Origin of the sequence: Mitsuaria sp. GD03876 (assembly GCF_029840635.1) — a bacterium.
GTDB lineage: Bacteria > Pseudomonadota > Gammaproteobacteria > Burkholderiales > Burkholderiaceae_C > Roseateles.
In genome coordinates this window covers 38924-64786 of sequence record NZ_JAOCCU010000012.1, presented here as the reverse complement: position 1 = coordinate 64786, position 25863 = coordinate 38924, and the positions used below count along the sequence as shown (strand labels likewise).

The window sequence follows — 25863 nt, the reverse complement described above, 5'->3', positions numbered from 1 at the left end:
CATGAGCGAGCTGTTGAAGGTCAGCGGATTGCATGCCGGCTACGGCCGCGCCGAGGTGCTCACGGGCCTGGACCTGCGGCTGCGCGAAGGCGAGGTGGTGACGGTGATCGGGCCCAACGGCGCGGGCAAGAGCACCACGCTCAACGCGCTGATGGGCGTGCTGCCGGCGCGCGGGCAGGTGCTCTTCGACGGCGAGGACGTCAACGGCCTCGGCCTCGAGGAACGCGTGATGAAGGGCCTCGCCCTGGTGCCCGAGAAACGCGAGCTGTTCACCACGATGTCGGTGGAGGACAACCTGGTGCTCGGCGGGTTCCGGCCGATGCGGTTGGGGGTGAAGGGCTGGCGGGATGAGCTGGAGCGCGTCTATGCGCTGTTCCCGCGGTTGAAGGAACGCCGTGCGCAACTCGCCGGCACACTGTCCGGCGGGGAGCGCCAGATGCTCGCGGTCGGCCGCGCGTTGATGGCGCGGCCCAAGCTGCTGATGCTCGACGAGCCCAGCCTCGGCTTGGCGCCGCTCATCGTCAAGGAGGTGTTCCGCATCGTCGCCCAGCTGCGCGAGGCGGGCGTCTCGATCCTGCTGATCGAGCAGAACGCCCGCGCTGCGCTGGAGGTCGCCGACTATGGGTACGTGCTGGAGACCGGGGAAATCGCGCTCGAAGGGAAGGCGGCCGATCTGGCCAAGGACCCGCGTGTCATCGAGACCTACCTCGGGGCCTCACGCAAGGAACACTGAGCACGATCACTCCGACCGGGTCCCCTTTTCTCCATGTCCCCCCTTCGGCTGCCTATTGGCAGCCGAATTCCTTCCTTGACTTCCGAAAAGGGGACCCGGTCGTCGTGATCCGAGACGCTCTGGAAAGCGCGCTCGGTGCTCAGTGGGGTTGGCCTTCGGCGAACATCCTTGCCAGGCGCTCCTTGAGCTGCGCTTCGGAAACATCCTCCTTGTGGGTGGCAACCATCCACTTGTGACCGTACGGATCGACGATCTGACCCATGCGGTCGCCCCAGAACTGGTCGGCCACCGGCATCTCGACCTTGGCACCCGCACCCTCCGCCGCCTTCACGGTGGCATCGACATCGGGCACGTAAACCACGACGCAGACCGCCGAGCCATTCAGGCTCAGCGGGCTCAGGGCGCCACAGCTCGCGCGCTCCTCGGTCAACATGAACTTGGCACCGCCAACGACCAGCTCGGCATGCATCACCCCATCCGGGGCATCCAGACGAAGCTCGACCCTGGCATCGAAAACCCGTTGGTAGAACTCGATCGCGGCAGCAGCGCCGCGGATCGTCAGGTACGGCGTCGCGCCATTGGCGGCCGGCACGGCAGGAACGGAAGCAGTCATCGCAATCTCCATCGGTGGTGGGTAGGACACATCACCACGACGGACGAGCGGCACTGAATTCGACAAGCTCCCCACAACTTCGCTTCGCCATGGCGTGAAAGGCTGGACGGCGTCTCACCGGCCGTAGCTTTCCCACCCCGAATCGGGGGGAGGGTAGTGACGCCACCGAAACACCAGCGCCGGACCGGACCACCATAATCCGCCGACCCTCCCGACCATGGCGCTGCTGTCATCCCTCCGCAAACTGCTCACCGGGTCCGCCGACGCGAAGTCGACCGGCGGAGCCTCGGGCATGGCGGCGCCGTCCAAGCCGCCATCGGGCGCGACATCGCCCTCATCCCGCCCGCCGGTGCCGGCACTGCCCTCCCAGCCGCCAGGCTCCGCCCACTCGCGCGGCCCCGGCATGGGGTCGACGCAGACCGCCGTCTACACCGGCGGTGAGTTCGTCTCCCCCACGCTCGAGGCCTCGCCCGAGTGGCTCCAGTTCAGCACCCGGCTGCTCGCCCTGTCGCGCCTGAAGGACGTGCCGCCGTCGTCCGGCGAGCAGGCCCTGATGCAGCGCCTGCAGGCGCAGAAGGGCTCGCAGTGGGCCGACCTGCTGCCGCGCCTGCCCGCGGTGCTGCCGCAGTTGATGCGCCTGGTGCGTCGCGAGGACGTGTCGGGCTCGGAGCTGGTGCAGCTGCTGTCGCGTGACCCGAGCCTGGTGGGCGAGCTGATGCGCCTGGCCAACTCGCCGCGCTATCGGACCGAACGTGAGATCACCGACCTGTCCGGCGCCGTCATGGTGCTCGGCCAGCAGGGCCTGAACCAGTTGGTGATGAGCATCGCGCTGCGGCCGATCTTCCATCAGGGCCAGGGCCGTCACGCCGCGCGCGCCGGCACGCTGCTGTGGGACCTCAGCGAGCGCACCGCCTTCGCGACGCTTCGCCTGGCCAACGCCGGCGACGACGAGTTCGCCGCCTACCTGGCGGGCTTGAGCTCGCAGTTGGGCTTGATGGCGCTGCTGCGCGCGCTGGACGGGATGTCCGCGCCGTCGGTGCCGCCGTTGGACCGCGAGGGACTGCATCGCCAGCTGCGGCCGCTGACCGCCGCCTGGTCCGCGCAGATCGTCGAGCACTGGGGCTTCCCGCCGAAGGTGGCGGAGGCGCTCGCGCCCCGGCCCGGCCGTGGCGCGGAATCGGCGGTGCTGGCGCAACTGGTGTGGCTGGCCCAGTCGGTCGCGCTGCGCCAGCTGATGCAGCCCGGGTTGCAGCCGGCCCAACTGGGCGACTGGTCCGCCGCGCAGCAACGCTGCTACGCGGACCTCGATCGCGAGTTTTCCGCCGCCTCCTAGCCGCTGCGTTCTAGCCGCCGCGTGCTAACCGCCGCGGCTTCGCGCGAGCGCCCAGCCCATCGCGCCGAAGGCGCCCTCGAACAGCAGCGCCAGCGCCGCCGCCGGCAGCGCGCCGGCCAGCAGCAGCGTCTGGTCGTTCAGCGCGAGCCCGGTGACGATGCGCTCGCCGTACCCGCCGGCGCCGATGAAGGCGGCCATCGTCGCGGTCCCGACGGAGAGGCTGGTGGCGGTGCGCAGGCCGGCGAGCATCACCGGCAGCGCCAGCGGCAACTGCACCGAGCGCAGCACCTGGCCGCGCGTGAGTCCGAGCGCCTTCGCCGCGGTCGTCAGGCCCTCGGGCACCTCGCTGAGGCCGACGGTGCAGTTGCGCAGTACCGGCAGCAACGCGTACAGCGTCAGCGCGACCAGCGCCGGCACCGGGCCGATCCGGTTCATCGCCCAGATCAGCAGCGCGAGCATCGCCAGCGATGGCACCGTCTGCAGCAGCGCGCAGACGGCGAGCAGCGCCTCGCGCCAGCGCGGCCAGGGGTGCAGCGCCACCGCCAGCGGCACGCCGACCAGCGCCGCCAGCGCGACGGCCCCCAGCACGAGCGTCAGGTGCTGCACGGTCAGGCGTCCCAGGTCCGGTCCAGTGAGCCGCGCCCACAGACCGGAGGTCCGGGAGGCAGGCGCCTCCGAGATCGCGCCGGTCGAGGAAGCCGGCGACTCGATCGCTGTTCCCGACGCCGACGCCGACGCCGACGCAGAGGCAGAGGCAGAGGCGGACGTGGACGTGGACGTGGACGTGGACGTGGACCCGGGCGCCGAAGCGGCCGTGGATGCCGCGACCGATGCGGGTCCGCCGCCAGCCGGCAAGCCAGCCAGGAATTCGCGGGCGATCGCGTCGAACGGCTGCTTGCGCACCTCGGCGCGCGCGTTCATCGCGATCATCGCGGCCTCGTCGATGCGGCCTTCGAGCGTGCGCAGCGCCGACCACGCCTCGGGATGGCGCTGCGGCAGGTCGATCCGATACAGCAGCACCGCGTCGTAGCGCGGGAAGAAGCGCGCGTCGTCGGCCAGCACCGTCAGCTCGAGCGCGGCGATCTGCGCGTCGGTCGTGTAGACATCGGTGAGATCGATCTGCCGGTCGGCCAGCGCCCGATACGCGAGCCCGTGATCGAGCCCCGTCGGCGACTGCGGCAGCGCGTACCGCTTCGACAGGCCGGGCCACCCATCGGCGCGGCCGAGGAACTCGTTGCTCAGGCCCAGCCGCAGCGCCGGATGCGCCTTCAGCTGCGACAGCGCCGTGATCCCGAGCTCGCGCGCCTGCGCCGATCGCATTGCCAGCGCGTAGCCGTTGTTGAACCCCAGCGGCACGCCGATCGCGAGCCCCAGCGGACGCAGCTCCGCCTGCAGTTGCGCCAGCGGCGCGCCGGTGCCCGGATGGCCGAGGATCTCGCGCTCGATCGTGCCGAGGTACTCGGGATAGACGTCGATGCTGCCGGCCTTCAGCGCGGCGTGGACGATGGCCGTGTTGCCCAGGCCTTGCCGGACCTCGACCGCCGTCGACGGCGCCTTCGCGCGCACCGTCTGCGCGAGGACCTCGGCCAGGATGTAGCTCTCGGTGAAGCGCTTGGAGCCGATGCGCAGGGGCTCCGCGGCCCAGGCGCCCGATCCGGCGAACAGCGCGGCGGCACCGGCCAGCAGGAGGAAAAGCGGCCGCAGCCAGCGGGGCGTCGTCATCGGCGCAGCATAGTCGAGCCGCTCCGGCCGCGCGCCAGCGTGCGCAAGACCTGGCTCGCGAACGCGTCCGCCGCGGGCGAGCCCGCCGAGGCCTTGCTGCGCATCAGCACGACCGACATCGCCGGCAGCGACCCCGGCGGCGGCAGGCCGTGGCGTTCGTCGAGGATCTCCAGCCCCTCGGGCACGCTGCAGCGCGTGAACAGCGCGATCGCCAGGCCGCTCTCCACCGCCGCCAGCATGCCCGCCGGGCTGGCGCTGTCGCACACGATGCGGTACGGCCGCCGCAAGGCCGCCAGCGCGGACAGCGCCGCCTTGCGCGCCAGGCTGCCCGATTCGTACACCGCCACCGGCAGCGGCGTCTGCCGCCAGGCCTCGAAGCGCGGCGCGCCGAACCACGCCAGCGGCTCGTCGAACAACGCCTGCCCGCGCCCCGCGCGATCGCGCGTGACGACCGCCACGTCGATCTCGCCGCGCGCCAGCCGCGGGATCAGCACCGTCGACTGCTGGCACACCAGCGTCAACTCCACCGCGGTGTGACGGCCGGCGAAGTCGCGCAGCACCGGCGTCAGGTAAGGCACCGCGTAGTCCTCCGGCACGCCGACGGTGAGCCGCCCCTGCAGCGTCTCGCGCTGCAAGGCCTGCACCGCCTCGTCGTGCTGCGCGATCAACCGCCGTGCATGGCCCAGCAGTTCGCGGCCCGCCGGCGTCAGGTCCATGCGCCGCGGCGTGCGCACCAGCACCGGCCGGCCGACGGCCAGCTCCAGCTTCGCGATCTGCATGCTCAGCGCCGATTGCGAACGGTGCACCTGATGCGCCGCCGCGGTCAGCGACCCCGCGTCCACCGCCGCGACGAACGCGCGCAGCCAGTCCAGTTGAAGATCGGTCGAGGGCATCGGGTCCTCCGGCCCCATCGGGCCACCATTCGATTTCGTGATGCTAAGCGTGACGAGGATCCGCTTTGCTGAAACATGACCGCGCCGCAGACTCGGCGGCATGTCGTCTCCCGCCTCGTCCACGGTGCACTCGTCCACCGCCGCCGCCGCCGCCGCCGCGGCCACCGCTGCCAGCGCTTCCGCCACCGTCTCTTCACCAGGGCTCCCTTCGTCATCGCACGCCGGTGGCGTGTCGCAGCGATTGCGCGAGGGGCAGGCGCTGATGGTTGGCGGCGGACTCCTGCTCGGCACGATCGGCGTGTTCGTCGAGGAGGCGGGCCAGGATCCGGCGACGACGGTCTGGTTCCGGTGCGTGTTCGGCCTGGCGGCGCTGCTGGCCTGGGGCGCCGCGCGCGGACAACTGGGCGAACTCGCGCGGCTGCGCGGCCGGGCGTTGGGCGCGGTGCTCGCCGTCGGCGCGCTGACGGTGCTGAACTGGGGCCTGTTCTTCGCGGCGATTCCGCGCTGCTCGATCGCGGTGTCGACCGTGGTCTTCCACGTGCAGCCGTTCTGGCTGATGGCGATGGGAGCGTTCTGGCTGCGCGAACGCGTCTCGAGGGCGCAATGGATCGCCGCCGCGGTGGCCTTGGCCGGCCTCGCGCTGGCGACCGGCATCGCGGACGGCCTGCTCGGCGAGGTCGGCGCGGCGGACGCGGCCATGCAGCTGCCGGGCTACGCCACCGGCGTGCTGATGTGCCTGGCGGGGTCGGTGAGCTACGCCGCGGCGAGCTTCATCGCCAAGGTCGAGGCGGACCGCGCCGGCTCCTTCGCGCTGTCGGCGGGGCAGTGCGTCGTGGGCACGCTCGTGCTGCTGCCCTGGCCGCTGATGCACGGGCTGCCGGCCGTCGGCCCGGCCTGGGGCTGGCTCGCCGGGCTCGGCGTGCTGCACACCGGGCTGGCGTACGTCGTGCTGTACGCCGGCATGGCGCGGCTGGGCACCGGCCGCATCGCGGTGCTGCAGTTCGTCTACCCGGGCACGGCGGTGCTCGTCGACTGGCTGGTCTACGGCCGCGCGCTGAGCGTCGCGCAGATCGCCGGCGTCGGGCTGATCGCCGCCGCGCTGTGGACGCTCAGGCGTCGGGCCTGAACGGCCCACGCGAGGGCCGGGTCTGCCCGGATCAAACCGGCCGACGCTCCCTCTTCGCACTCGAGGCCATTCCCGGCATTCCGCCGCCCGTGCGTCCTGTCCGCCCGGGCGCGCAGTCCGTCGCCCGGCGGCCGCCGCCCGTCGCGCCGGTTCGTAGAGTGCGCCGCATTCACCGAACCAGGGAGCCCCGAATGTCCACGTCCGCCCACCGCCCACCCGTTGCCCCCCTGCGCCGCGGCGCGCTGCTGCTCGGCGCCGTCACCTTGGCGCTGGGCGCGTGCGCGCAGCCGGCCTCGACGCCGGACATCGATCGCGAGGGCGCCGGCATCACCTTCGACGCCAAGGCCGACGGCGTCGACCTGGAGACGCCGCTGTACCCCGGCGCCGTCGCCTACAAGGAGCGCGACGAGGACAAGTCGGGCGTGAAGATGAGCCTGTGGGGCGGGGTGTTCGGCATGCACCTGGCGGCGGGCAAGTTCCAGAGCCGCGACGACATCGAGCGCGTCGGCCGCTTCTACCGCCGCGCGCTGGCCCGCTACGGCACGCCGCTGGATTGCGGCGCCGCCGACGCCCCGCGCGGCAAGCCCAAGGACGGCGGCCCGCTGACCTGCGACAACGACAAGCCCGACACCGGCGGCCAGCTCTACAAGGTCGGGCTGCCGAAGGACCTCCGTGTCGTGTCCATGAAGCCGCTGCCCGACGGCAGCACGCAGATCAGCACCGCCCGCATCCGGATCCGCTGATCCGCCGTTCACCGGAGCCGCCGATTCACGGATCCGCCGATCCGGCCGATCCGGCCGATCCGGGGGAAGCGGGCCAGCGGGTGGGCGATGCCGCCCTTTACCGGGGACGCGGGAGCGTCCCAGGTTGACTTTGCAGGGGTCAACCCCAGTTAAATCCGCGTCCGGCGGGCGCCGGGCCGGCCGGATGGGCCGCATACAATCGCAGGTTCTTTCGTACGCGCGGGTCCCGTCCCGCGCGGCGCCCGGGCTCACGGGCCTGCGCCAACGCCTTTCCTGAGGGATACCGACGTGTTTATTTCCAACGCTTTTGCCCAGACCGCGGGCGCCGCCTCGGCGGACCCGACCAGCGGCTTCCTGCAGATGCTGCCGCTGGTGGCCGTGTTCGTCGTCATGTACTTCGTGATGATCCGCCCCCAGATGAAGCGCCAGAAGGAGCACAAGACGATGGTCGAGGCCCTGGCCAAGGGCGACGAGGTCATCACCGCGGGCGGCATGCTCGGCAAGGTCGCCAAGATCGGCGAGCAGTACCTGACCGTCGAGATCGCCTCCGGCGTCGAGATCCAGGTCCAGCGCACCTCCGTCGTGCAGGTCCTGCCTAAGGGCACCGTCTCGAAGTAACTCGAGCCCCCCATCCGGAATGCGCCACGCCCCGCGGCCGGCGCCTTCCCTGAGACCCGGCCCGTGCCACGCACCGGCCGGGTCCGCTTTCAGAGGCGCCCGCCGGCCACGATCCGGCAAGGCGCCTGGTTTGCAGAGGACCTCCTCATGAACCGTTATCCGCTGTGGAAGTACGCGCTGCTGCTGGTGGCGCTGCTCGTCGGCCTGGTCTACACGCTGCCCAACCTGTTCGGCGAAGCGCCGGCGGTGCAGGTGTCCAGCGCCAAGGTCACCGTCAGGGTCGACGACGCCACCCGCCAGCGCGTCGAGCAGGCGATCGCCCAATCCGGCGTGACCCCCGACTTCGTGCACCTGGAGGCGGGCTCGATCCGCGCCCGGTTCCATGACACCGACGCCCAGATCAAGGCCAAGGACGCGATCGCCAAGGCCCTCAACGGCGACGACACGTCCGATCCCACCTACATCGTCGCGCTGAACCTGGTCTCGCGCAGCCCGCAATGGCTGACTGCGCTGCACGCGTTCCCGATGTACCTGGGCCTGGACCTGCGCGGCGGCGTGCACTTCCTGATGCAGGTCGACATGAAGGCCGCGCTGACGAAGAAGGCCGAATCGATGGCCGCCGACGTCCGCACCATGCTGCGCGACAAGAACATCCGCCACGCCGGCATCAGCCGCGAAGGCAACGACGTCGCGATCAACTTCCGCGACGAAGCCACCCGCACGCAGGCGCTGAACCTGCTGCGCGACCAGGTGCCCGACTTCGCCTGGGTCCCCTCCGGCGCCGGCACCGAACTGCGCCTGACCGGCTCGCTGACGGCCAAGGCGGTGATCGGCGTGCAGGACGCCGCCATCAAGCAGAACATCACCACGCTGCACAACCGCGTCAACGAGCTCGGCGTGGCCGAGCCCGTGATCCTGCAGCAGGGCCGCGACCGCGTCGTCGTGCAGCTGCCCGGCGTGCAGGACACCGCCAAGGCCAAGGACATCATCGGCCGCACCGCGACGCTGGAACTGCGCATGGTCGACGACGGCGCCGAGGCGCAGTCCGCGCTGGCCGGCACCGGCCCGGTGCCCTTCGGCACCGAGCGCTTCACCGAGAAGGGCGGCGCGCCCATCATCGTCAAGCGCCAGGTCGTGCTCACCGGCGACAACCTCAACGACGCCCAGCCCGGCTTCGACGAGAACCACAACCCGTCGGTCAACCTGAAGGTGGACGCCAAGGGCGCCCGCATCATGAAGGACGTGTCGCGCGAGAGCATCGGCAAGCGCATGGCCATCATCCTGTTCGAGAAGGGCAAGGGCCAGGTCGTGACCGCCCCGGTCATCCGCGGCGAACTGGGCAACAGCTTCTCGATCACCGGCGGCGCCATGAACGCGCAGGAAGCCAGCGACACCGCGCTGCTGCTGCGCGCGGGCTCGCTGGCCGCCCCGATGGAGATCATCGAGGAACGCACCATCGGCCCGTCGCTGGGCAAGGACAACATCGACAAGGGCATCGCGTCGGTCACCTGGGGCTTCGTCGCCGTGGCGATCTTCATGTGCCTGTACTACATGATGTTCGGCGTGTTCTCGGCGGTGGCGCTGGGCTTCAACCTGCTGCTGCTGCTGGCCGTGCTGTCGATGCTGCAGGCCACGCTGAGCCTGCCCGGCATCGCCGCCATCGCGCTGGTGCTGGGCATGGCCATCGACGCCAACGTGCTGATCAACGAGCGGGTGCGCGAGGAACTGCGCGCGGGCCTCGCGCCGCAGCAGGCGATCCACGCCGGCTACGAGCGCGCCTGGGCCACCATCCTGGACTCCAACGTGACCACGCTGATCGCCGGCCTGGCGCTGCTGGCCTTCGGCTCGGGCCCGATCAAGGGCTTCGCCGTCGTGCACTGCCTGGGCATCGTGACCTCGATGATCTCGTCGGTGATGTTCTCGCGCGCGCTGGTCAACCTCTGGTACGGCCGCCGCAAGCGTCTGAAGTCGGTGTCCATCGGCACCGTGTGGAAGCCCGGCACGACCGGCGCGGCGGATGCCGCCGCCGACACGGCCGAGGCGAATTGAAGGCTCCGGCCGTCAGAAGCTAGCAGAGAGCGCACAAGCCATGGAATTCTTCCGAATCAAGCGGGACATCCCGTTCATGAAGCACGCGTTGATCCTCAACGCGATCTCCTTCATCACCTTCATCGCCGCGGTGTTCTTCCTGGTCACCAAGGGACTGCACTTCTCGATCGAGTTCACCGGCGGGACGGTCATCGAGGCCCAGTACGCCCAGGCCGCGGACATCAACAAGACCCGGCACATCGTCGAGCAGATGGGCTTCGGCGAAGTCCAGGTGACCAACTTCGGCACCTCGCGCGACGTCATGATCCGGCTGCCGGTCAAGCCCGACGTCAAGCAGGACGTGCTGGTCGCCCGCGTCTTCACCGAGCTGTGCAAGGCCGAGACCGGCAAGGTCGTCGAGCACCAGGAGGTCACGCCCCAGGGCGAGGCCGTGACGCGCCAGGCCTGCTCGGTGGGCACCGCCGAGCCGATCAAGCTCACCCGCAGCGAGGTGGTCGGCCCGTCGGTCGGCGCCGAGCTGGCGCACGACGCCGCGTGGGCGCTGATCTGCGTGGTGGTCGGCATCATGCTGTACCTGGCCTTCCGCTTCGAGTGGAAGTTCGCCGTGGCCGGCATCATCGCCAACCTGCACGACGTGGTGATCATCCTGGGCTTCTTCGCCTACTTCCAGTGGGAGTTCTCGCTGGCGGTGCTGGCGGCGATCCTGGCGGTGCTGGGCTACTCGGTGAACGAGTCGGTGGTCATCTTCGACCGGATCCGCGAGGCCTTCCGCAAGTACCGCAAGCTCAACACCCACGAGATCATCGACCACGCGATCACGTCCACGATCAGCCGCACGATCATCACGCACGGCTCGACGCAGATGATGGTGCTGTCGATGCTGCTGTTCGGCGGCCCGACGCTGCACTACTTCGCGGTGGCGCTGACCATCGGCATCCTGTTCGGCATCTATTCGTCGGTCTTCGTGGCCGCGGCGATCGCGATGTGGCTGGGCGTCAAGCGCGAGGACCTGGTCAAGGCCGGCCCCGCCAAGCAGGGCGACCCGGACGACCCCAACGCTGGCGCGGTGGTGTAGTAGAGTCGTCCGCACTCCTCAATCTCACGCTCGATGACCGCCGCCGACGCAAGATCCCAGGCCCTGGCTTCGCAAGCGCGGCGCGTCCACACGGAGGTGCTGCTGCGAGGGCTGCCCGCCATGGTGGCGGTGCTGACCACGGCGGTGCAGGACCTGCTCGCGCAGCCCGCCGAGCACTCGCTGCAGATGGCCCGGCGCGACGCGTACGAGGCCTGGCAACGCGCCGCGACGCCCTGGCACGCGCGGCTCGGCAAGTCGCTGCGGCATGCGTATCACCACGGGGCCGGCGATTCGCGTTCGGCCTCGCTGTCCTCGCGGCCGCAAAACCTGTCGCTCGTCAGCGACGACACGATCGAGCGCGAGATCATCGCGTCGCGCCTGGCGCTGGCGATGATGGACAAGGCCAGCTGGGAGTTCAGCGACCTGCGCAACCGCATGCAGTCGCTGGAGCGCATCGAGGACCTGGCGCAGCAGGACCTGCTGCGCGCGCAGGTGCTGGCGCGACTGGTGCTCGACGCCTGGTTCGAGGCCGGACTGAGCAGCTCGGTCTGGCAGATGCTGCAGCGCTGGCTGCACCATGAGTTCTCCCAACTGCTGAACGAGGCCTACCACGAGGCCAATCACTGGCTGATCCAGCAGGGCGTGATGCCCGAGGTCGACCTGCGGCCCTTCATCCGGCGCAACGCGCCGGCCGGCGGCATGACGCAGGCGGCCCCGCTGGGTCCGGCGCAAGGTCCCGCGGGACCGGCGCATGGCGGCATCGCGCCGGCCGCGACGGGCGCCCACGCGGCCCAGCCTGCCGGGCCCGTGGGCACGCCGTCGAGCCAGTCCGCGCAACAGGTGATGGCGCAGTTGCAGCGCGTGCTCGCGCGGCACGTGCCCGAACTGGCGCAGGCGCCCGCGCGTCCCGCCGGCATGCCGTCGCCCGGCCCGGCCACGCGCAGCGGCCTGCCCGCCGCGCCGTCCGGCGGTCCGGTGACCCGCGCCGGATCGCCGCGCCTGAGCGCCGCGATCAACCACGCGCAGGAAGCGGTGCAGCGGCGCGCCGACCAGGTCGCCACGGCCGATCAGCAGTTGACCGCGCCCCAGGCGCTCGACGAGATCCGCCATCGCAACCAGGCGTTGAAGCAGGTCCTGAAGTCCGCCGCCGACACGCCGGCCGAGCGCGCCACGATCGAGCTGGTCGCGCTGCTGTTCCAGGCGATCCTGCAGGAAGAGCGCATCCCGCCGGCGATCCGGGTCTGGTTCGCGCGGCTGCAGATGCCGGTGCTGCGGGTCGCCGTCGGCGAGCCCGATTTCTTCGCCACCGACGACCACCCCGCGCGCCGCCTGATCGACCGGATGGGCTCCTGCGTGATGGGCTTCAGCACCTCGACCGCTGAGATCGGCGACGCGCTCGAACGCGAGATCAAGCGCGTGGTGCAGGTCGTCGAGGCCTATCCGGACACCGGCCGGCGCGTCTTCCAGACGGTGCTGACCGAGTTCGAGAAATTCCTCGACCACTACTTCGAGCAGGAGAACGAGGTCTCGAAGAAGGGCGTCTCGCTGGCCCAGCAGGTCGAGCAGCGCGAGACGTTGGCGATCCAGTACACGATCGAGCTGCGCAAGATGCTGTCCGAGGTGCCGGTGCAGGACGGCGTGCGCGACTTCCTGTTCCAGGTCTGGGCGGACGTGCTGGCGGTGACCGGCGTGCGCTACGGACCGCAGGCCGAGCAGACCAAGGCGATGAAGCGCGCGGCCGCCGACCTGATCTGGTCGGCGAGCGCCAAGGTGTCCCGCGAGGACCGCGCCGAGGTGATCCGCCGCCTGCCGCCGCTGCTCAAGACCTTGCGCGACGGCATGGGCCACGCGGGCATGAGCCATGAGCGGCAGGACGAACACATCCGGTCGCTGAACAACGCGCTGGCCGCGGCCTTCACCGCCAAGACCGCGGCGATCCCGCGCGAGCGGCTGGACGACCTGATGAGCCAGCTCGAGACGCTCGAGGCGATGCTGCCGTCGCCGGAAGAGGGCGAGATCAACGAGACGCTGGTGCGCGACCTGTCCACCCACGAGTGCGAAGGACTGGAGGTCGTCGCCGAGGGCGGGACCACGCCGTCGCCGGCGATGGTGGCCTGGGCGCGCGAGCTGCAGGTGGGCAGCTGGTACATGCTCGATTACCGCGGCCGGGTCGAGCCGGTCCAACTGGTCTGGCGCGGGCTGCGCCATCACCTGATCCTGTTCGTCTCGCCGCACGGGCGGGGCGTGCTGTTCCAGCTGAGCCGGTTGGCCGCGTTCCTGCAGGCGGGGCTGATGCTGCCGGCGCAGGACGAGTCGCTGACCGTCAAGGCGACGCGCAACGCGCTCGCGAAACTCGAGGTCGATCCGAGCCGCCTGCTGGCCTGATCGCAGCGACAAAAAAAGCCGGCGCCGCGATGCGGGGCCGGCTTTCCTTTTGGCGCGGGGCCGTCGGGACGGTCAGTGGATCAGGCGCTCTTCCGGCGCGACGAACAGCTCGTCGAGGATCAGCGCGTCGGGCTCCTCGCCCAGGCTCCAGAACACCATCAGCACGATGATCTTCAGGTCCTCGAGGTCCAGCGGGCCGCCGGGGATCGCCATCGCGCGGTCGATGACCATCTCGCGCATCGCGGTCGGCAGCACGCCGGCCGACGCCAGGAAGCTGATGAAGCCGATCGAGCTCTCGCCGAGGTGGTCCTGCTCTTCGCGGGTGTAGACGCGCAGGCTGCGGTCGCCGGGTTCGCCGTGGTGCGAGGCGGCCGAGGCGGCCAGGCCGTCCAACCAGGACAGCGCGTCGCGGATTTCGTCATCCTCGAAGCCGACTGCCGACAATTTCCGGGTCAGTTGCGCGTGATCCGGACAGGCGTCGGGGCGCCAGTAGGTTTCGTACAGATAGACGAGCACGTCAAACATGGCGGGCACTATACCGCAGGGGTCCAAAGCCCTTCCCGCCGAAATGAACGGTCCGCGGCGCGGAAATTCCCGGATGGTTCACGTCCGGCGCCGACGCTGGAACAGGGCGCCCGGCAGCCGGGCGACACGACCTTCCAGCTCGAGATCGAACAGCGTGGCGTTGAGCTCGTCCTGCGCCCAGCCGCTGCGTTGGGCGAGCTGTTCGAGCGACACGGTGTCCGCGCCGATCGCCCGGAGCAGGGGGTGATCCTGATCGTCGACGACGGATCCGGACGGCGACGCCGGGACCGCCGGTTCCGCGGCGAGCGGCAGCGCCTCGCTGCGCGGGAGCCCGCCGGCCGGCAGCTCCGCGAGCAGGTCGTCCAGCTCCTGGACGAGGCAGGCGCCCTGCTTGAGCAGGTGGTGGCAGCCCTTGGATTGCGGCGCATGGATCGGACCGGGCACCGCGAAGACCTCGCGGCCGGCCTCGGACGCCTGGCGGGCCGTGATCAGCGAGCCCGACTTCATCGCCGCCTCGACGACCAGGCAGCCCTCGGACAGGCCCGCGATGATCCGGTTGCGCTGCGGGAAGTTGGGCGCCATCGGCGGCGTACCGACGAAGTACTCGCTCACCAGCAGGCCGCGGCGGGCGACATGGCGGGAGAGTTCCTCATGCTCGAGCGGGTAGACCTTGTCCGGCCCGGTGCCCAGCACCGCGATCGTGCCGCCGGCGGTGTTCAGCGCCGCCTCGTGGGCCGCGCCGTCGATGCCTTGCGCCAGACCGGAGACGACGCACAAGCCGGCTTCGCCCAGGCCGGCGGCGAAGTAGCGGGCGTTCTCGTCGCCTTGCGGGCTCGGACGGCGGCTGCCGACGACGGCGACGCAGCGCGTGTTGAGCAACTCGCGCCGGCCATCCAGGTAGAGCATCAGCGGTGGATCGGCCGTCTGGAGCAGGGGATTGGGATAGTCGTCGTCGCCGATCAGCAGGATGGACCGGCGCTCGCCGCCGTTCAGCCAGGCTTCGGTGCGGCGGGTGAGGCGGTCGAGCTCGGGTGGCCCTAGGGCCAGCAGGTCCGCTTCCTCGCGCGGGACCGCGCCGCTCCAGCCCGCGCGTCCGGCCTTGAGCACGGCGCCGGGGCTGCCGTGACGCGCGAGCAGCCGCCGGGCGGCGCCGCGCGAGACGCAGGACAGCAGGTGGAGCCAGTCGCGCAGGTCGTCGGGGCTCATCCGTGCGGTCCTGACTGCGACCCGATCCGGAGAGCCGCCTTGTTTACGGCTGGGTGAAGCGGTCGCCTGGGACCACCGGTTCCTGCACCGACAGGATCAGCGCATACGAGACCCGGTCGAAGACCTGGAAGACGAACAGCTGGCCATGACGCTCGTCCGGCAGCTTCACTTCCTCGCGGCGCGGGGTGGTCGGGTCGCGGACGACGCGGCCGGTGTGCCACAGCGCGAGCACGTGGCCGCGCTCGAGGCCGTCGCGCTTGCCCTTGTTCAGCGCCACGATCTGGTTCTGGCCCGCGGTGATCGCGTCGCCGTAGATCGAGATGATGTGGCCGTCGATCGCGCCGGACGGCGCATGCGGCACGTAGTTCGTGTAGCCGCGCGGCGGCACCGGGGCGAGGCGGTCGCCCGGCTGCACTTCCTGGCGGACCAGCGTGATCGTCAGCGTGGCCGGGACTTCCTTGGCCGTGCCGGCGCCGCTGCCGGCGCGGGTGAGGTCGGCGGTGCCGACATAGGCGGCCTCGTAGCCCAGGACTTCCTTGGTCACCGGATCGCGCAGCGGGCGCGGCTCGCGGAACACGCGGAACGCGTCCTCGTTCGGCGGCAGCGTGCCGCGGACGTAGGCCAGGTCGCCCTTGGACATCCAGACGCGGTTCTCCTGCGCCGAGATGACCCGCGGCGCGGCCTCGAGTTCATTGCCGCTCAGGACCACCGCCTCGTTGAGGAAGGGCTCGATCAGGTGCTGCGGGATGGCGGCGATGGAGCCGTCGTAGAGCGACTCCGAGCGCACGCGCGGCGACAGCTTCACCGTGCCGCCCGGCACGCCGCCGTTGCCGACGTCGCGGCCGACCTGCAGCCGGGCGCGGCCGTCGGCCTTGACCAGCATCAGCACCTGGCCCGGGTAGATCAGGTGGGGGTTGCGGATCTGGTCGGTGTTCATGCCCCAGAGCTCGGGCCAGCGCCACGGACTCTTCAGGAACAGGCCCGAGATCGCCCAGAGCGTGTCGCCGGCCTTGACGGTGTAGGTGTCGGGGGCGTTGGCCGCCAGCTCCGACAACGGGACGCCCGCCTGGGACACCTGCTGCGCCGTCTGGCGCTGCTCCGGGGTGATCGGATAGTTCCCCGCGGCGAATGACGGCGCGGCGGCCAGGCCGGCCAGCAGGGCAGCAGAAATCATCGTCAAGCCCAACGGCCGCATTTGCGTCATTCCTTGTTCTCCCGCGCCGAGATCGAAGGCCTCTCGTGGCCAATGGCGCTTTTGTGACGAGGGCCGGACTGACCGCCAAATCGGCGAAAATCGACCAACTCGCTGGCGGCGATTCTGCCCCGGTTCAGGGGCACCCACAATGAAGGTGCCCGCCCTCCCTTGCAAGCCCTTACAAACAGGCGTTGTGCGCTGTCCACAGCAACCACGGCGCCTCGCGTCCCCACCATGGCGAAACTCTCCATTCTTCGATACCCCGATCCCCGCCTGCACACGGTGGCCCAGCCCGTGGCCGCGGTCGACGACCGCATCCGCGCGCTGGCCGACGACATGCTGGAAACGATGTACGACGCCGACGGCGTCGGCCTGGCCGCCACGCAGGTGGACGTGCACGAGCGGCTGCTCGTGATGGACGTCTCCGAGGAGCGCAACCAGCCGCTGGTGCTGATCAATCCGGAACTCGTGGCCACCAGCGACGAGATGATGGAAGGCGAGGAGGGCTGCCTCTCCGTGCCGACCATCTACGACAAGGTCATGCGCCACAAGAAGGTCACCGTGCAGGCGCTGGACCGCGACGGCCACACCTTCCAGTTCGATGCCGAAGGCCTGCTCGCCGTGTGCGTGCAGCACGAGATGGACCACCTCGCCGGCAAGGTGTTCGTCGAGTACCTCAGCCCGCTCAAGCGCGAGCGCATCAAGACCAAGCTGGTGAAGAAGGCGCGCGAGGACGCCAAGGTCCGCTGATGGCCTCGTCCGGATTGCGCGTCGCCTTCGCCGGCACGCCGGAGTTCGCCGCGGTCGCGCTGCAGGCGCTGCTGGACGCCGGCTTCGAGGTGCCGCTGGTGCTGAGCCAGCCCGACCGCCCCGCGGGCCGCGGCATGAAGCTGCAGGCCTCGCCGGTGAAGCAGCTGGCGGCCGCGCGCGGCATCGCCGTCGCGCAGCCGCGCAGCCTGCGCCTGGACGGCAAGTTCCCCGACGAGGCCGAGGCCGGCCGGCAGGCGCTCGTCGACGCGCGTCCCGACGTGCTGGTCGTCGCCGCCTACGGGCTGATCCTGCCGCAATGGGTGCTGGACCTGCCGCGCCTGGGCTGCCTGAACATCCACGGCTCGATCCTGCCGCGCTGGCGCGGCGCGGCGCCGATCCACCGCGCGATCGAGGCCGGCGACGCCGAGACCGGCATCACCATCATGCAGATGGACGCAGGCCTGGACACCGGCGACATGCTGCTGGTGGAGCGGCTGGCCATCGCGGCGTCGGACACCACGGCGTCGCTGCACGACCGGCTGGCGGCGCTCGGCGGCCGGCTGATCGTCGAGGCGCTCGAACTCGCCGCCCGTGGCGGCTTCCATCCGGTGCAGCAGCCTGAAGAGGGCGTCACCTACGCCCACAAGATCGAGAAGGCCGAAAGCCAGATCCGCTGGAGCGACGACGCCGCGCAGATCGCGCGCCGGTTGCGCGCCTTCGACCCCTTCCCGGGCGGCGTCGCGCAGCTCGAGGGCGAATCGCTGAAGGTCTGGCGCGCCGAGGTCGTCGAGGCGACGGGCTCGCTGGGCGAACCGGGCCAGGTCCTGGCGGTGACGCCGGCGGGGCCGGTCGTCGCCTGCGGCTCCGGCAGCGTCCGGCTGACCGAGCTGCAGCGCGCCGGCGGCAAGCGGCTGCCGGCCGCGGCCTTCCTGCAGGCGCGGCCGCTGGCGGCCGGCGCCCGTTTCGCTTAACCCTCACTGAAGCGTCGGCGAAACCGGCTTGAACGGGCCGGCCTCGCCGTCACGTGGGACAACCTGGACGGTGTACCGTCCGGCAATGCAGGGGTTCGCGGTTCCGACCGCTATTTTTCGAGGAGTGATTGCATGTTCAACCTGATGAAGACCGCCATCCTGATGGCCGCCATCACCGCGCTGTTCATGGCGATCGGCTCCGTGCTGGGCGGCCAGACGGGCATGCTGATCGCGCTGGTGGTCGCGGTGGGCATGAACTTCTTCAGCTACTGGTTCTCCGACAAGCTGGTGCTGAAGATGTACAACGCCCAGGAGGTCGACGAGCGCAGCGCGCCGCAGTTCTACAACATGGTCAAGGAGCTGGCCGAGCGCGCCCAGCTGCCGATGCCCAAGGTCTACCTGATCCAGGAAGACGCGCCCAACGCGTTCGCCACCGGCCGCAATCCGCAGCACGCCGCCGTCGCCGCGACGACCGGCATCGTGCGCGTGCTGTCCGAGCGCGAGCTGCGCGGCGTGATGGCCCATGAGCTGGCGCACGTGAAGCACCGCGACATCCTGATCTCGACGGTCAGCGCGACGATGGCCGGCGCGATCTCGATGCTGGCCAACTTCGCGATGTTCTTCAGCCCGCGCGACAGCGAAGGCCGCCCGGCCAACCCGATCGTCGGCCTGCTGGTGGCGATCCTGGCGCCGATCGCGGCCTCGCTGATCCAGATGGCGATCAGCCGCGCCCGCGAGTTCGAGGCCGACCGCGGCGGCGCCGAGATCTCCGGCGATCCGCAGGCGCTGGCCTCGGCGCTGGACAAGATCCACCGCTACGCGCAGGGCATCCCGCTGGAGACCGCCGAGCGCCATCCGGAGACGGCGCAGATGATGATCATGAATCCGCTGTCGGGCGGCGGGCTGCGGGGGCTGTTCAGCACCCACCCGTCGACCGAGGAACGCATCGAGCGCCTGATGGCGATGGCCCGCCGCTGAGCGCGGGGCCGCGCCGGAACCGGGAAACACCGCCTTCGGGCGGTGTTTTTGTTTCGATCGGCGCGTCGGCCGGACGCGGACAATGTCCCGAGCCCCGTTCAAGCCCCCGGCGCCGCCGGCCGATAAGGATCCCATGAAGGCCTTCCCCCGCTCCCTGACCGTGACCGTCCGCCCCGCGCTGATCGCGGCGCTGCTGGGCGCCGGCGCGCTGCTGGCCGGTTGCGACCAGCTCGGCATCGAGGATCCGGCCAAGGTGGCCGCCGCCAAGGTGGCCGAGGGCAAGGCCATCGGCGGCGCCTGCCGCAACGCGCTGCGCGCCATCGAGGACTGCTACGCCCTCAATCCGAAGGCGCAGAAGGCGGCGGTCTACGACGGCTGGCGCGAGATGGACGAGTACATGCGCGAGAACAAGCTCGAGGGCACCCGCCCGCTGGTGGCCGGTCCGCAGGCCAGCCGGCCTGGCGCTGCGGCCTCCGACGAGGAAGAGGAATCGCCGCGCACCGCCAAGGGGCAGGTCGGCGAGAAGGCGCCGGCCAAGGGCCATTGAGCGCCCGGCGCGGTGCCGCGCGCCGCGCCGCCGCGTGATCGCGAGCGCCTTCCTGGTTCGATCGGACCATCGGATGGCCGCGCAGTTGATGCCGGGGATGGCGCAGTTCGTCATCCCGGGGTCGCCGGGCACGGGCGCCACGACGAAGATGCGATCATCCGAAAGATCAGGAGATCGCTCATGACCACAACGTCCTTCCGTGCCGCCCGCCGCCTGTTCACCGCCGCCGCGCTGGGCCTGGCCGTCGCCGGCACCGCCAACGCCTGGTCGTTGACCTTCGGCAGCTCGCAGCGCGTCGAGGGCAATGGCGACGTCGCCGCCGATGCCCGCGATGTCGGCGCCTTCGACGCCGTGGCGCTGTCGGGCGACTTCAAGGTGCTGGTCCGCCAGGCCGGGGCCGACAAGGTCGAGGTCAAGACCGACCGCAACCTGCTGAGCTACATCGAGACCAAGGTCGTCGACGGCAGCAAGGGCCGCACGCTGGAGATCACCGCCAAGCGCGGCTACAGCCTCAACGCCAAGGGCTCGCCGACGATCACGCTGGACATGCGCCAGTTGCGCGGCCTGTCGATCGCCGGCTCGGGCGACATCCGCGTCGAGCCGATGAAGACCGGCAACCTGGACGCCAGCATCGCCGGCAGCGGCGACCTGCGCATGCAGGGCCTGGAGGCGGACCACGTCTCGCTGAGCGTCGCCGGCAGCGGCGACATGCTGGTCCACGGCAAGGCCGCCGGCCTGACCGTGTCGGTGCGCGGCAGCGGCGACGTCAAGACCCGCGACCTGGTCGTCGACGAGGCCAAGGTCAGCATCGCCGGCAGCGGCGACGTGACGGTGCAGGCGCTGCGCCGGCTCGACGTGCGCATCGCCGGTTCCGGGGACGTCGCCTACCTCGGCAGCCCGGAGATCAGCCTGTCCAACGCCGGGTCCGGCTCGGTGCGCAAGCTCAAGGAACGCTGACCGGCCGACGCGCCCGCCACCCCGCGGGGTGGGCGCACTGTGGACGCCCCTCGACGCCCCGGCGTGCGAGGGGCGCTTCGTTTCCGGACCGGCCCGCCGACAATCGCGTCCATGGCGGAAGGACTCTCGGCGCTGGCGCGCCACCCCGAATTCAAGCGCGGCGCGCGCGACATGCTCGGCATCACGCTGGGCATCTCGGCCTGGGGCCTGGTCACCGGCGTGGCCATGGTCAAGAGCGGCCTGGGCGTCGGGCTGTCGCTGCTGATGAGCCTGGTGGTGTTCGCCGGCAGCTCGCAGCTGGCCTCGCTGCCGCTGCTGGCCAGCGGCGCGCCGCTGTGGGTGCTGTGGGCCACCGCCTTCTGCGTCAACCTGCGCTTCGTGATCTTCAGCGCCCAGTGGCGCCTGTACTTCGAGCCGCTGCCCCGCGCGCAGCGGCTGTTCATCGGCTACTTCGCGGCCGACCTCAACTACGTCGCCTTCCTCAAGCGCTTCCCCGAGCTCAAGCCCGATCCGGCCAACCAGCTGCCCTATTACTGGGGCGGCGTCGCGACCAACTGGTTCGCGTGGCAGGTGCCGGCGATCGCCGGCATCCTGCTGGCCGACCACACCCCGACGACCTGGGGCCTGGGCTTCGCCGGCGTGCTGGCGCTGCTGGGGCTGAGCTACTCGCTGCTCAAGGACCGCAACACCTGGGTCGCCGGCGCGGTGGCCGGCTGCGCGGCGGTCGCGGCCTACGCGCTGCCGCTGCGGTTGAACATCCTGGTGGCGATCGCGGCGGCCGTCGCGGTCGGGCTGCTGATGGAGAAATGGCTGCCGCCGTCGCCGGGCGACGCCTCGACCGGGAGGTCCGCATGAGCGCGTGGGAAGCGGTGCTGGGCATCCTCGGCATGGGCGCGATCACCCTGATCACGCGCGCCTTCTTCATGATCCCGGACCGCGAGATCCCGCTGCCCGGCTGGGTCCGCGACGGCCTGCGCTACGCGCCGCTGGCGGCGCTGGCCGCGGTCATCGTGCCGGAGATCGTCATGACGCAGGGCGAGCTGATCCACACCTGGAAGGACGCCCGCCTGTACGCGGCGGCCGTCGGCACCGCCTACTTCTTCTGGAAGCGCGGCATCCTGGGCACCATCGTCAGCGGCACCGCGGTGATGCTGGCGCTGCGCCTCGGCCTGGGCTGGTGAGCGCGGACTGAGCCCCCGGTTCCGGCGGCGTTTCGTAACCGGCCCGGACCCGCGCCCGGCCACCCGGCTGTTAAGCTGCGCCCCGATTTGGCGGGCCCCGTGGGCCCGCCGCCGCTTTCCAACCACTCCGAGCCCATTCCCATGAATGTCCTGCGTTTCGCCGATCTGATCGCCGCCGGCAAGGTGGCCGACCAGCGCGTGTTCATCCGCGCCGACCTGAACGTGCCGCTCAACGATGCCGGCCAGATCACCGAGGACACCCGCGTCCGCGCCTCGATCCCCGCGATCGAGATGGCCCTGAAGGCCGGCGCCGCCGTGATGGTCACCTCGCACCTGGGCCGCCCGACCGAGGGCGAGTTCAAGCCCGAGGACTCGCTGGCGCCGGTCGCCAAGCGCCTGTCCGAGCTGATGGGCCGCGACGTGCCGCTGGTGGCGAACTGGGTCGACGGCGTCGACGTGAAGCCGGGCAGCGTCGTGCTGCTCGAGAACTGCCGCGTCAACAAGGGCGAGAAGAAGAACAGCGAGGAACTGGCCCGGAAGATGGCCGCGCTGTGCGACATCTTCGTGCACGACGCCTTCGGCACCGCGCACCGCGCCGAGGCCTCGACCTACGGCATCGCGCAGTTCGCCAAGATCGCCTGCGCCGGCCCGCTGCTGGCCGCCGAGATCGACGCGATCTCCAAGGCGCTGGCCAATCCGAAGCGCCCGCTGGTGGCGATCGTCGCGGGCTCCAAGGTCTCGACCAAGCTGACCATCCTGCAGTCGCTGGCCAGGAACGTCGACGGCCTGATCGTCGGCGGCGGCATCGCCAACACCTTCCTGCTGGCCGCCGGGCTGAAGATCGGCAAGTCGCTGGCCGAGCCTGACCTGGTCGGCGAGGCCAAGGCCGTCATCGAGGCGATGAAGGCGCGCGGCGCCGCGGTGCCGATCCCGGTGGATGTCGTGACCGCCAAGACCTTCGCCGCCGACGCGCCGGCCACCGTCAAGGCCGCGACCGACGTCGCCGACGACGACCTGATCCTGGACATCGGCCCGAAGACGGCCGCGTTGCTGGCCGAGCAGCTCAAGGCCGCCGGCACCATCGTCTGGAACGGCCCGGTCGGCGTGTTCGAGTTCGACGCCTTCGCCCACGGCACCGAGACCATCGCCCGCGCGATCGCGGCGTCGGACGCGTTCTCGATCGCCGGCGGCGGCGACACGCTGGCCGCGATCGCCAAGTACGGCATCGAGCAGGACGTCGGCTACATCTCCACCGGCGGCGGCGCCTTCCTGGAAGTGCTGGAAGGCAAGACCCTGCCGGCCTTCGAGATCCTGGCTAAGCGCGCCCAGGGCTGACCGCGGCGCACGCGCCCACCGGCGGCCGGGAGGCCGTCGGCGCGCGGGTGCTCAGCGTCAGCGCGGCGATCACGAGCGCCGCGCCGATCCACTCCTGCATCGCCGGGTGCTGGCCCAGCGCCACGCTCATCAGCAGCGCCGACACCGGTACCCCGTTCAGGAACAGCGTCCCGCGCGACGCGCCCAGCCGCCGGACGCCGAAGTTGAAGGCGACGACCGCCGCCACCGTCGGCACCGCCGCGATGTAGAGCAGGTGCGGCGCCACCGGCGTCAGGTCGCTCCAGGCGGGCGCCTCGATCCAGCCGATCGCCGTGGCGGCCAGCGCGAATCCCAGTTGCCACGGCAGCGCCGCCAGCGCGGTCAGTCCGGTGAACTCCAGCGGGCTGAGGTCCGGCAGCTTGGCCGCGCCGCGGGTGTAGAGCACCCAGCCCAGCGTGCCCAGCAGCGTCAGCGCGTCGCCCAGCAGCATGTGCGGCGGGCCGTCGGCGCGCCCGAGCACGCCCGACACCATCACCACGCCGCCCAGCGCCAGCCCCGCCGCGCCGGCCACGCCCAGCCCCGGCCGATGGCCGTCGAGCAGCCAGCGCAGCAGGATCGTCGTCAACGGCATCGTCGCCATCAGCACCGCGCCGTGCGACGGCAGCGAGAGCTTGAGCCCCTCCAGCACCAGGATGCCGAAGAAGCCGTAGCCCAGCACGCCGAAGCCGGTCAGCGTGCCCCAGTGCGCGCGCAGCTTGGCCCAGGGCCGCTGGCCGAAGGCGACCACCAGCGCGGTCATGCCGATGCCGGCCAGCAGGTAGCGCACGGCGGTGAACCAGATGGGGTCGAGCCGGCCGAGCACCGGCTTGCCGACCAGGAACAGGCTGCCCCACGAGACCGCGGCGAACAGCATCGCCGCGGTGGCGGCATAGGGGTTGGAGGGAGACATGGCGTCGGTCGCTTTCGCAAGACTTCGATGAGACGGCAGTCTGGGCACCGCCCCGCGCGCGGTCCATGTGCATCTTTGGAAGGGGCGTTTGAAGAATCCGAACGCGGCCGCCGGGCCGGCTCGTCACAATCGCGGCCCATGGAGCTGTACCAGCTGAAGAGCTTTCTGGCCGTCGTGGCCGAACGGAACCTGACCCGCGCCGCGGAGAAGGTCTTCACCAGCGTGCCCGCCGTCAGCGCGCAGATCAAGGCGCTGGAGGAGGAACTGGGCGTGCAGCTGTTCGAGCGCAGCTCGCGCGGCATGGCGCTGACCGGCGCCGGCGAGCGGCTGGCCGAGGAGGCGCGCCGCACGCTGGACGCCGCCCAGCGGCTGCGCCAGGCCGCGGCGCAGATCCGCGGCGAGGTGCGCGGGGTGCTGCGCATGGGCACGGTCACCGATCCGATCGCGCTGCGCCTGGGCGACGTGATGGTCAAGCTGGCCGAACGCCATCCCGGCATCGGCCTGCAGCTGATGCAGCGGCTGTCGCTGCACAGCGTGCAGGCGCTGCGGCGCGGCGAGGTCGATTGCGCCTACGTGCTGCACGACGGCGAGACCGCCGAGGGCCTGGTCGTCGAACGGCTGCGCCGCATGGAACTGGCCGTGGCGGTGCCGCGCCGCTTCGCCGACCGGGACTGGCCGGTCTCGCGGGACGCGCTGCTGGCGCTGCCGTGGATCGGCACGCCACCCGATTGCGGCCTGCGGCCCGCCGCCGAACGGCTGTTCCAGAGCGCCGGCCGCGAGCCGCCGCACAGCCTGATGGCCGAGACCGAGGCCGCCGTGCGCGGCATGGTCGCCAGCGGGCTGGGCGCCGCGGTCTTGCGGCTGGACCAGGCGCAGGCGGCGGTCGAGGCCGGCGAACTGCGGATCTGGCCGCATTGGCAGGACGAGACCTGGCTGTGCTGGCTCCAGAAGGAAGGGCCCGAGGACCTCGCGCTGGCCGCGCTGCGGGAGCTGGTCCGGGAAGTCTGGGAAGACGCACCCGGCGGACACGGCGGACCGGGCTGACCCGGCGGACGGGGCGCGCCGGGCGGTCGCCCACGACGCACGGGGGGATTCTTCGACCGACCGGTCGGGCTGCGATACTCCGGCGACGACAACGCACAACGGAGACTGGCCTCGTGGACACCCTGCAGATTGCGACCGATGCGCGCGGCGTGGCGCGCGTGACGATGAACCGGCCGGAGGTGTTCAACGCCTTCGACGAGGCCATGATCGCGGACCTCGACGCCGCGTTCGAGCGCCTGGGCCAGGACCCCGCCGTGCGGATCGTCGTGCTGGACGGCGCCGGCAAGGCCTTCAGCGCCGGCGCCGACCTGCAGTGGATGAAGCGCGCGTCGGAGGCGACGCAGGACTGGAACCTCGCGGACGCGCGCCGCTTCGCCGGCATGCTGGACCGCATCGCCCGCTGCCCGAAACCGACGATCGCGCAGGTGCACGGCGTCGCGCTGGGCGGCGGCGTCGGGCTGACGCTGGCCTGCGACATCGCGGTCGCCGCGGCCGGCGCGCAGTTCGCCGTCAGCGAGGCCCGCTTCGGCATCCTGCCGTCGGTGATCGGGCCCTACGTGATCAACGCGGTCGGACCGCGCGAGGCCCGCCGGCTCGCGCTGACCGCCAGCCGCATCCCCGCCGCCGAGGCGCTGCGCATCGGCCTGCTGCACGAGGTCGTCGAGAGCGACGCGGCCGGCGGCCTGGCCGCGGCGGTCGAGCGCTGGATCGCCGAGCTGCTGATGAACGGCCCGACGGCGCAGGCCGAGATCAAGGCGCTGTTCGGGCAGCTCGAGGTCGGCCCGATCGACGGCGAGGTCCGCGAGCTGACCGCGCAGACGATCGCCCGGGTGCGCATGGGCGCCGAGGCGAAGGAGGGCTTCGCCGCCTTCCTCGGCAAGCGGCCCGCGGCCTGGGTGCCGAGAGACGGCGCCGACTGAGGCGCGACGTGCCGGAGGCCTCGCATCCGCGGCCTC

At 71.2% G+C, this 25863-nt stretch carries 25 protein-coding genes; 18 read left to right on the top strand and 7 right to left on the bottom strand.

All coding sequences use genetic code 11. From position 1 onward, the window contains the following. The first annotated feature begins 1 nt into the window (after position 1). Positions 2-733 (top strand): ABC transporter ATP-binding protein, encoded by a 732-nt coding sequence (locus N5D62_RS09675; RefSeq protein ID WP_279757512.1) that lies wholly within the window; start codon positions 2-4, stop codon positions 731-733. A 139-nt stretch (positions 734-872) separates the two neighbouring features. On the opposite strand, the gene N5D62_RS09670 is transcribed toward N5D62_RS09675, so the two are convergent. After that, positions 873-1346, bottom strand: a complete 474-nt coding sequence (locus N5D62_RS09670; RefSeq protein WP_279757510.1) for a VOC family protein — start codon at positions 1344-1346, stop codon at positions 873-875. Between the two features lie 403 nt (positions 1347-1749). On the opposite strand from N5D62_RS09670, the gene N5D62_RS09665 reads away from it, so the two are divergent. After that, positions 1750-2679, top strand: a complete 930-nt coding sequence (locus tag N5D62_RS09665) for an HDOD domain-containing protein (protein ID WP_279757509.1) — start codon at positions 1750-1752, stop codon at positions 2677-2679. A 24-nt stretch (positions 2680-2703) separates the two neighbouring features. Here N5D62_RS09665 and N5D62_RS09660 read toward each other — a convergent pair whose 3' ends face one another. Continuing rightward, positions 2704-4401: a glycine betaine ABC transporter substrate-binding protein gene (locus N5D62_RS09660; protein ID WP_279757508.1), complete on the bottom strand. Its 1698-nt coding sequence runs from the start codon at positions 4399-4401 to the stop codon at positions 2704-2706. Continuing rightward, complete coding sequence (locus N5D62_RS09655) at positions 4398-5294, bottom strand: LysR family transcriptional regulator (RefSeq protein WP_279757507.1); 897 nt, start codon at positions 5292-5294, stop codon at positions 4398-4400. Before N5D62_RS09655 ends, N5D62_RS09660 begins: the two co-directional genes overlap by 4 nt. A 100-nt stretch (positions 5295-5394) precedes the next feature. Here N5D62_RS09655 and N5D62_RS09650 point away from each other — a divergent pair, with 100 nt between their 5' ends. From N5D62_RS09650 to N5D62_RS09625, 6 genes are all read left to right on the top strand, one after another. Next, positions 5395-6420, top strand: coding sequence for a DMT family transporter (locus N5D62_RS09650; RefSeq protein ID WP_279757506.1), 1026 nt, complete (start codon positions 5395-5397; stop codon positions 6418-6420). Between the two features lie 191 nt (positions 6421-6611). After that, on the top strand, positions 6612-7163 hold the full coding sequence (locus tag N5D62_RS09645) for a hypothetical protein (protein ID WP_279757505.1): 552 nt from the start codon (positions 6612-6614) through the stop codon (positions 7161-7163). A 288-nt stretch (positions 7164-7451) separates the two neighbouring features. Continuing rightward, positions 7452-7781, top strand: coding sequence for a preprotein translocase subunit YajC (yajC, locus tag N5D62_RS09640; RefSeq protein WP_279757504.1), 330 nt, complete (start codon positions 7452-7454; stop codon positions 7779-7781). Between the two features lie 147 nt (positions 7782-7928). Continuing rightward, complete coding sequence (gene secD / locus N5D62_RS09635; protein WP_279757503.1) at positions 7929-9830, top strand: protein translocase subunit SecD; 1902 nt, start codon at positions 7929-7931, stop codon at positions 9828-9830. Positions 9831-9870: 40 nt separating this feature from the next. Further along, the gene (gene secF / locus N5D62_RS09630; RefSeq protein ID WP_279757502.1) at positions 9871-10905 is read left to right on the top strand and encodes a protein translocase subunit SecF; all 1035 of its coding nucleotides are present in this window, start codon (positions 9871-9873) and stop codon (positions 10903-10905) included. A gap of 33 nt (positions 10906-10938) precedes the next feature. Next, the gene (locus N5D62_RS09625; protein ID WP_279757501.1) at positions 10939-13290 is read left to right on the top strand and encodes a DUF1631 family protein; all 2352 of its coding nucleotides are present in this window, start codon (positions 10939-10941) and stop codon (positions 13288-13290) included. A gap of 72 nt (positions 13291-13362) precedes the next feature. On the opposite strand, the gene N5D62_RS09620 is transcribed toward N5D62_RS09625, so the two are convergent. From N5D62_RS09620 to N5D62_RS09610, 3 genes are all read right to left on the bottom strand, one after another. Next, the gene (locus tag N5D62_RS09620; RefSeq protein WP_279757500.1) at positions 13363-13815 is read right to left on the bottom strand and encodes a DUF494 domain-containing protein; all 453 of its coding nucleotides are present in this window, start codon (positions 13813-13815) and stop codon (positions 13363-13365) included. A gap of 78 nt (positions 13816-13893) precedes the next feature. Next, positions 13894-15021 carry a DNA-processing protein DprA gene (gene dprA, locus N5D62_RS09615; protein WP_279757499.1) on the bottom strand — a complete coding sequence of 376 codons (1128 nt, stop codon included), beginning with the start codon at positions 15019-15021 and terminating at the stop codon, positions 13894-13896. 43 nt (positions 15022-15064) lie between these two features. After that, positions 15065-16195, bottom strand: coding sequence for a LysM domain-containing protein (locus N5D62_RS09610; protein ID WP_279757498.1), 1131 nt, complete (start codon positions 16193-16195; stop codon positions 15065-15067). Positions 16196-16450: 255 nt separating this feature from the next. Here N5D62_RS09610 and def point away from each other — a divergent pair, with 255 nt between their 5' ends. The 8 genes from def (at position 16451) to N5D62_RS09570 (ending at position 22935) form a co-directional block, all read left to right on the top strand. After that, positions 16451-16966 carry a peptide deformylase gene (gene def, locus N5D62_RS09605; RefSeq protein ID WP_279757497.1) on the top strand — a complete coding sequence of 172 codons (516 nt, stop codon included), beginning with the start codon at positions 16451-16453 and terminating at the stop codon, positions 16964-16966. 14 nt (positions 16967-16980) lie between these two features. After that, on the top strand, positions 16981-17937 hold the full coding sequence (gene fmt, locus N5D62_RS09600; protein ID WP_279757583.1) for a methionyl-tRNA formyltransferase: 957 nt from the start codon (positions 16981-16983) through the stop codon (positions 17935-17937). Between the two features lie 132 nt (positions 17938-18069). Further along, on the top strand, positions 18070-18915 hold the full coding sequence (htpX, locus tag N5D62_RS09595; RefSeq protein ID WP_279757496.1) for a zinc metalloprotease HtpX: 846 nt from the start codon (positions 18070-18072) through the stop codon (positions 18913-18915). A gap of 133 nt (positions 18916-19048) precedes the next feature. Beyond that, positions 19049-19462 (top strand): hypothetical protein, encoded by a 414-nt coding sequence (locus tag N5D62_RS09590; protein ID WP_279757495.1) that lies wholly within the window; start codon positions 19049-19051, stop codon positions 19460-19462. Between the two features lie 180 nt (positions 19463-19642). After that, entirely contained in the window at positions 19643-20419 is a 777-nt protein-coding gene (locus N5D62_RS09585; RefSeq protein ID WP_279757494.1) for a DUF2807 domain-containing protein, read from the top strand. Positions 20420-20530: 111 nt separating this feature from the next. Beyond that, positions 20531-21274, top strand: a complete 744-nt coding sequence (locus N5D62_RS09580) for an AzlC family ABC transporter permease (RefSeq protein WP_279757493.1) — start codon at positions 20531-20533, stop codon at positions 21272-21274. After that, on the top strand, positions 21271-21600 hold the full coding sequence (locus tag N5D62_RS09575) for an AzlD domain-containing protein (RefSeq protein ID WP_279757492.1): 330 nt from the start codon (positions 21271-21273) through the stop codon (positions 21598-21600). The genes N5D62_RS09580 and N5D62_RS09575 overlap by 4 nt, the downstream gene beginning before the upstream one ends. 141 nt (positions 21601-21741) lie before the next feature. Further along, positions 21742-22935: a phosphoglycerate kinase gene (locus tag N5D62_RS09570; RefSeq protein WP_279757490.1), complete on the top strand. Its 1194-nt coding sequence runs from the start codon at positions 21742-21744 to the stop codon at positions 22933-22935. On the opposite strand, the gene N5D62_RS09565 is transcribed toward N5D62_RS09570, so the two are convergent. Next, entirely contained in the window at positions 22916-23863 is a 948-nt protein-coding gene (locus N5D62_RS09565) for a DMT family transporter (protein ID WP_279757489.1), read from the bottom strand. The two genes, N5D62_RS09570 and N5D62_RS09565, sit on opposite strands and share 20 nt — an antisense overlap. 138 nt (positions 23864-24001) lie before the next feature. On the opposite strand from N5D62_RS09565, the gene N5D62_RS09560 reads away from it, so the two are divergent. Together N5D62_RS09560 and N5D62_RS09555 are read left to right on the top strand one after the other, a co-directional pair. After that, a complete protein-coding gene (locus N5D62_RS09560; protein ID WP_279757488.1) occupies positions 24002-24907 on the top strand; it encodes a LysR family transcriptional regulator in 906 nt (301 codons plus the stop codon). A gap of 113 nt (positions 24908-25020) precedes the next feature. Next, complete coding sequence (locus N5D62_RS09555; protein ID WP_279757487.1) at positions 25021-25827, top strand: enoyl-CoA hydratase-related protein; 807 nt, start codon at positions 25021-25023, stop codon at positions 25825-25827. Positions 25828-25863: the final 36 nt, after the last annotated feature.

Excerpts from the sequence above, each read along its gene's own strand:
- htpX (WP_279757496.1), top strand. The coding sequence starts at position 18,070 with ATGTTCAACCTGATGAAGACCGCCATCCTGATGGCCGCCATCACCGCG.
- N5D62_RS09565 (WP_279757489.1), bottom strand. The coding sequence starts at position 23,863 with ATGTCTCCCTCCAACCCCTATGCCGCCACCGCGGCGATGCTGTTCGCC.
- def (WP_279757497.1), top strand. The coding sequence starts at position 16,451 with ATGGCGAAACTCTCCATTCTTCGATACCCCGATCCCCGCCTGCACACG.
- N5D62_RS09675 (WP_279757512.1), top strand. The coding sequence starts at position 2 with ATGAGCGAGCTGTTGAAGGTCAGCGGATTGCATGCCGGCTACGGCCGC.
- N5D62_RS09625 (WP_279757501.1), top strand. The coding sequence starts at position 10,939 with ATGACCGCCGCCGACGCAAGATCCCAGGCCCTGGCTTCGCAAGCGCGG.
- N5D62_RS09620 (WP_279757500.1), bottom strand. The coding sequence starts at position 13,815 with ATGTTTGACGTGCTCGTCTATCTGTACGAAACCTACTGGCGCCCCGAC.
- N5D62_RS09570 (WP_279757490.1), top strand. The coding sequence starts at position 21,742 with ATGAATGTCCTGCGTTTCGCCGATCTGATCGCCGCCGGCAAGGTGGCC.
- N5D62_RS09655 (WP_279757507.1), bottom strand. The coding sequence starts at position 5,294 with ATGCCCTCGACCGATCTTCAACTGGACTGGCTGCGCGCGTTCGTCGCG.
- secF (WP_279757502.1), top strand. The coding sequence starts at position 9,871 with ATGGAATTCTTCCGAATCAAGCGGGACATCCCGTTCATGAAGCACGCG.
- N5D62_RS09585 (WP_279757494.1), top strand. The coding sequence starts at position 19,643 with ATGACCACAACGTCCTTCCGTGCCGCCCGCCGCCTGTTCACCGCCGCC.
- N5D62_RS09645 (WP_279757505.1), top strand. The coding sequence starts at position 6,612 with ATGTCCACGTCCGCCCACCGCCCACCCGTTGCCCCCCTGCGCCGCGGC.
- dprA (WP_279757499.1), bottom strand. The coding sequence starts at position 15,021 with ATGAGCCCCGACGACCTGCGCGACTGGCTCCACCTGCTGTCCTGCGTC.
- N5D62_RS09580 (WP_279757493.1), top strand. The coding sequence starts at position 20,531 with ATGGCGGAAGGACTCTCGGCGCTGGCGCGCCACCCCGAATTCAAGCGC.
- N5D62_RS09670 (WP_279757510.1), bottom strand. The coding sequence starts at position 1,346 with ATGACTGCTTCCGTTCCTGCCGTGCCGGCCGCCAATGGCGCGACGCCG.
- N5D62_RS09590 (WP_279757495.1), top strand. The coding sequence starts at position 19,049 with ATGAAGGCCTTCCCCCGCTCCCTGACCGTGACCGTCCGCCCCGCGCTG.
- N5D62_RS09575 (WP_279757492.1), top strand. The coding sequence starts at position 21,271 with ATGAGCGCGTGGGAAGCGGTGCTGGGCATCCTCGGCATGGGCGCGATC.
- N5D62_RS09610 (WP_279757498.1), bottom strand. The coding sequence starts at position 16,195 with ATGATTTCTGCTGCCCTGCTGGCCGGCCTGGCCGCCGCGCCGTCATTC.
- secD (WP_279757503.1), top strand. The coding sequence starts at position 7,929 with ATGAACCGTTATCCGCTGTGGAAGTACGCGCTGCTGCTGGTGGCGCTG.
- N5D62_RS09660 (WP_279757508.1), bottom strand. The coding sequence starts at position 4,401 with ATGACGACGCCCCGCTGGCTGCGGCCGCTTTTCCTCCTGCTGGCCGGT.
- N5D62_RS09560 (WP_279757488.1), top strand. The coding sequence starts at position 24,002 with ATGGAGCTGTACCAGCTGAAGAGCTTTCTGGCCGTCGTGGCCGAACGG.
- N5D62_RS09650 (WP_279757506.1), top strand. The coding sequence starts at position 5,395 with ATGTCGTCTCCCGCCTCGTCCACGGTGCACTCGTCCACCGCCGCCGCC.
- N5D62_RS09665 (WP_279757509.1), top strand. The coding sequence starts at position 1,750 with ATGGGGTCGACGCAGACCGCCGTCTACACCGGCGGTGAGTTCGTCTCC.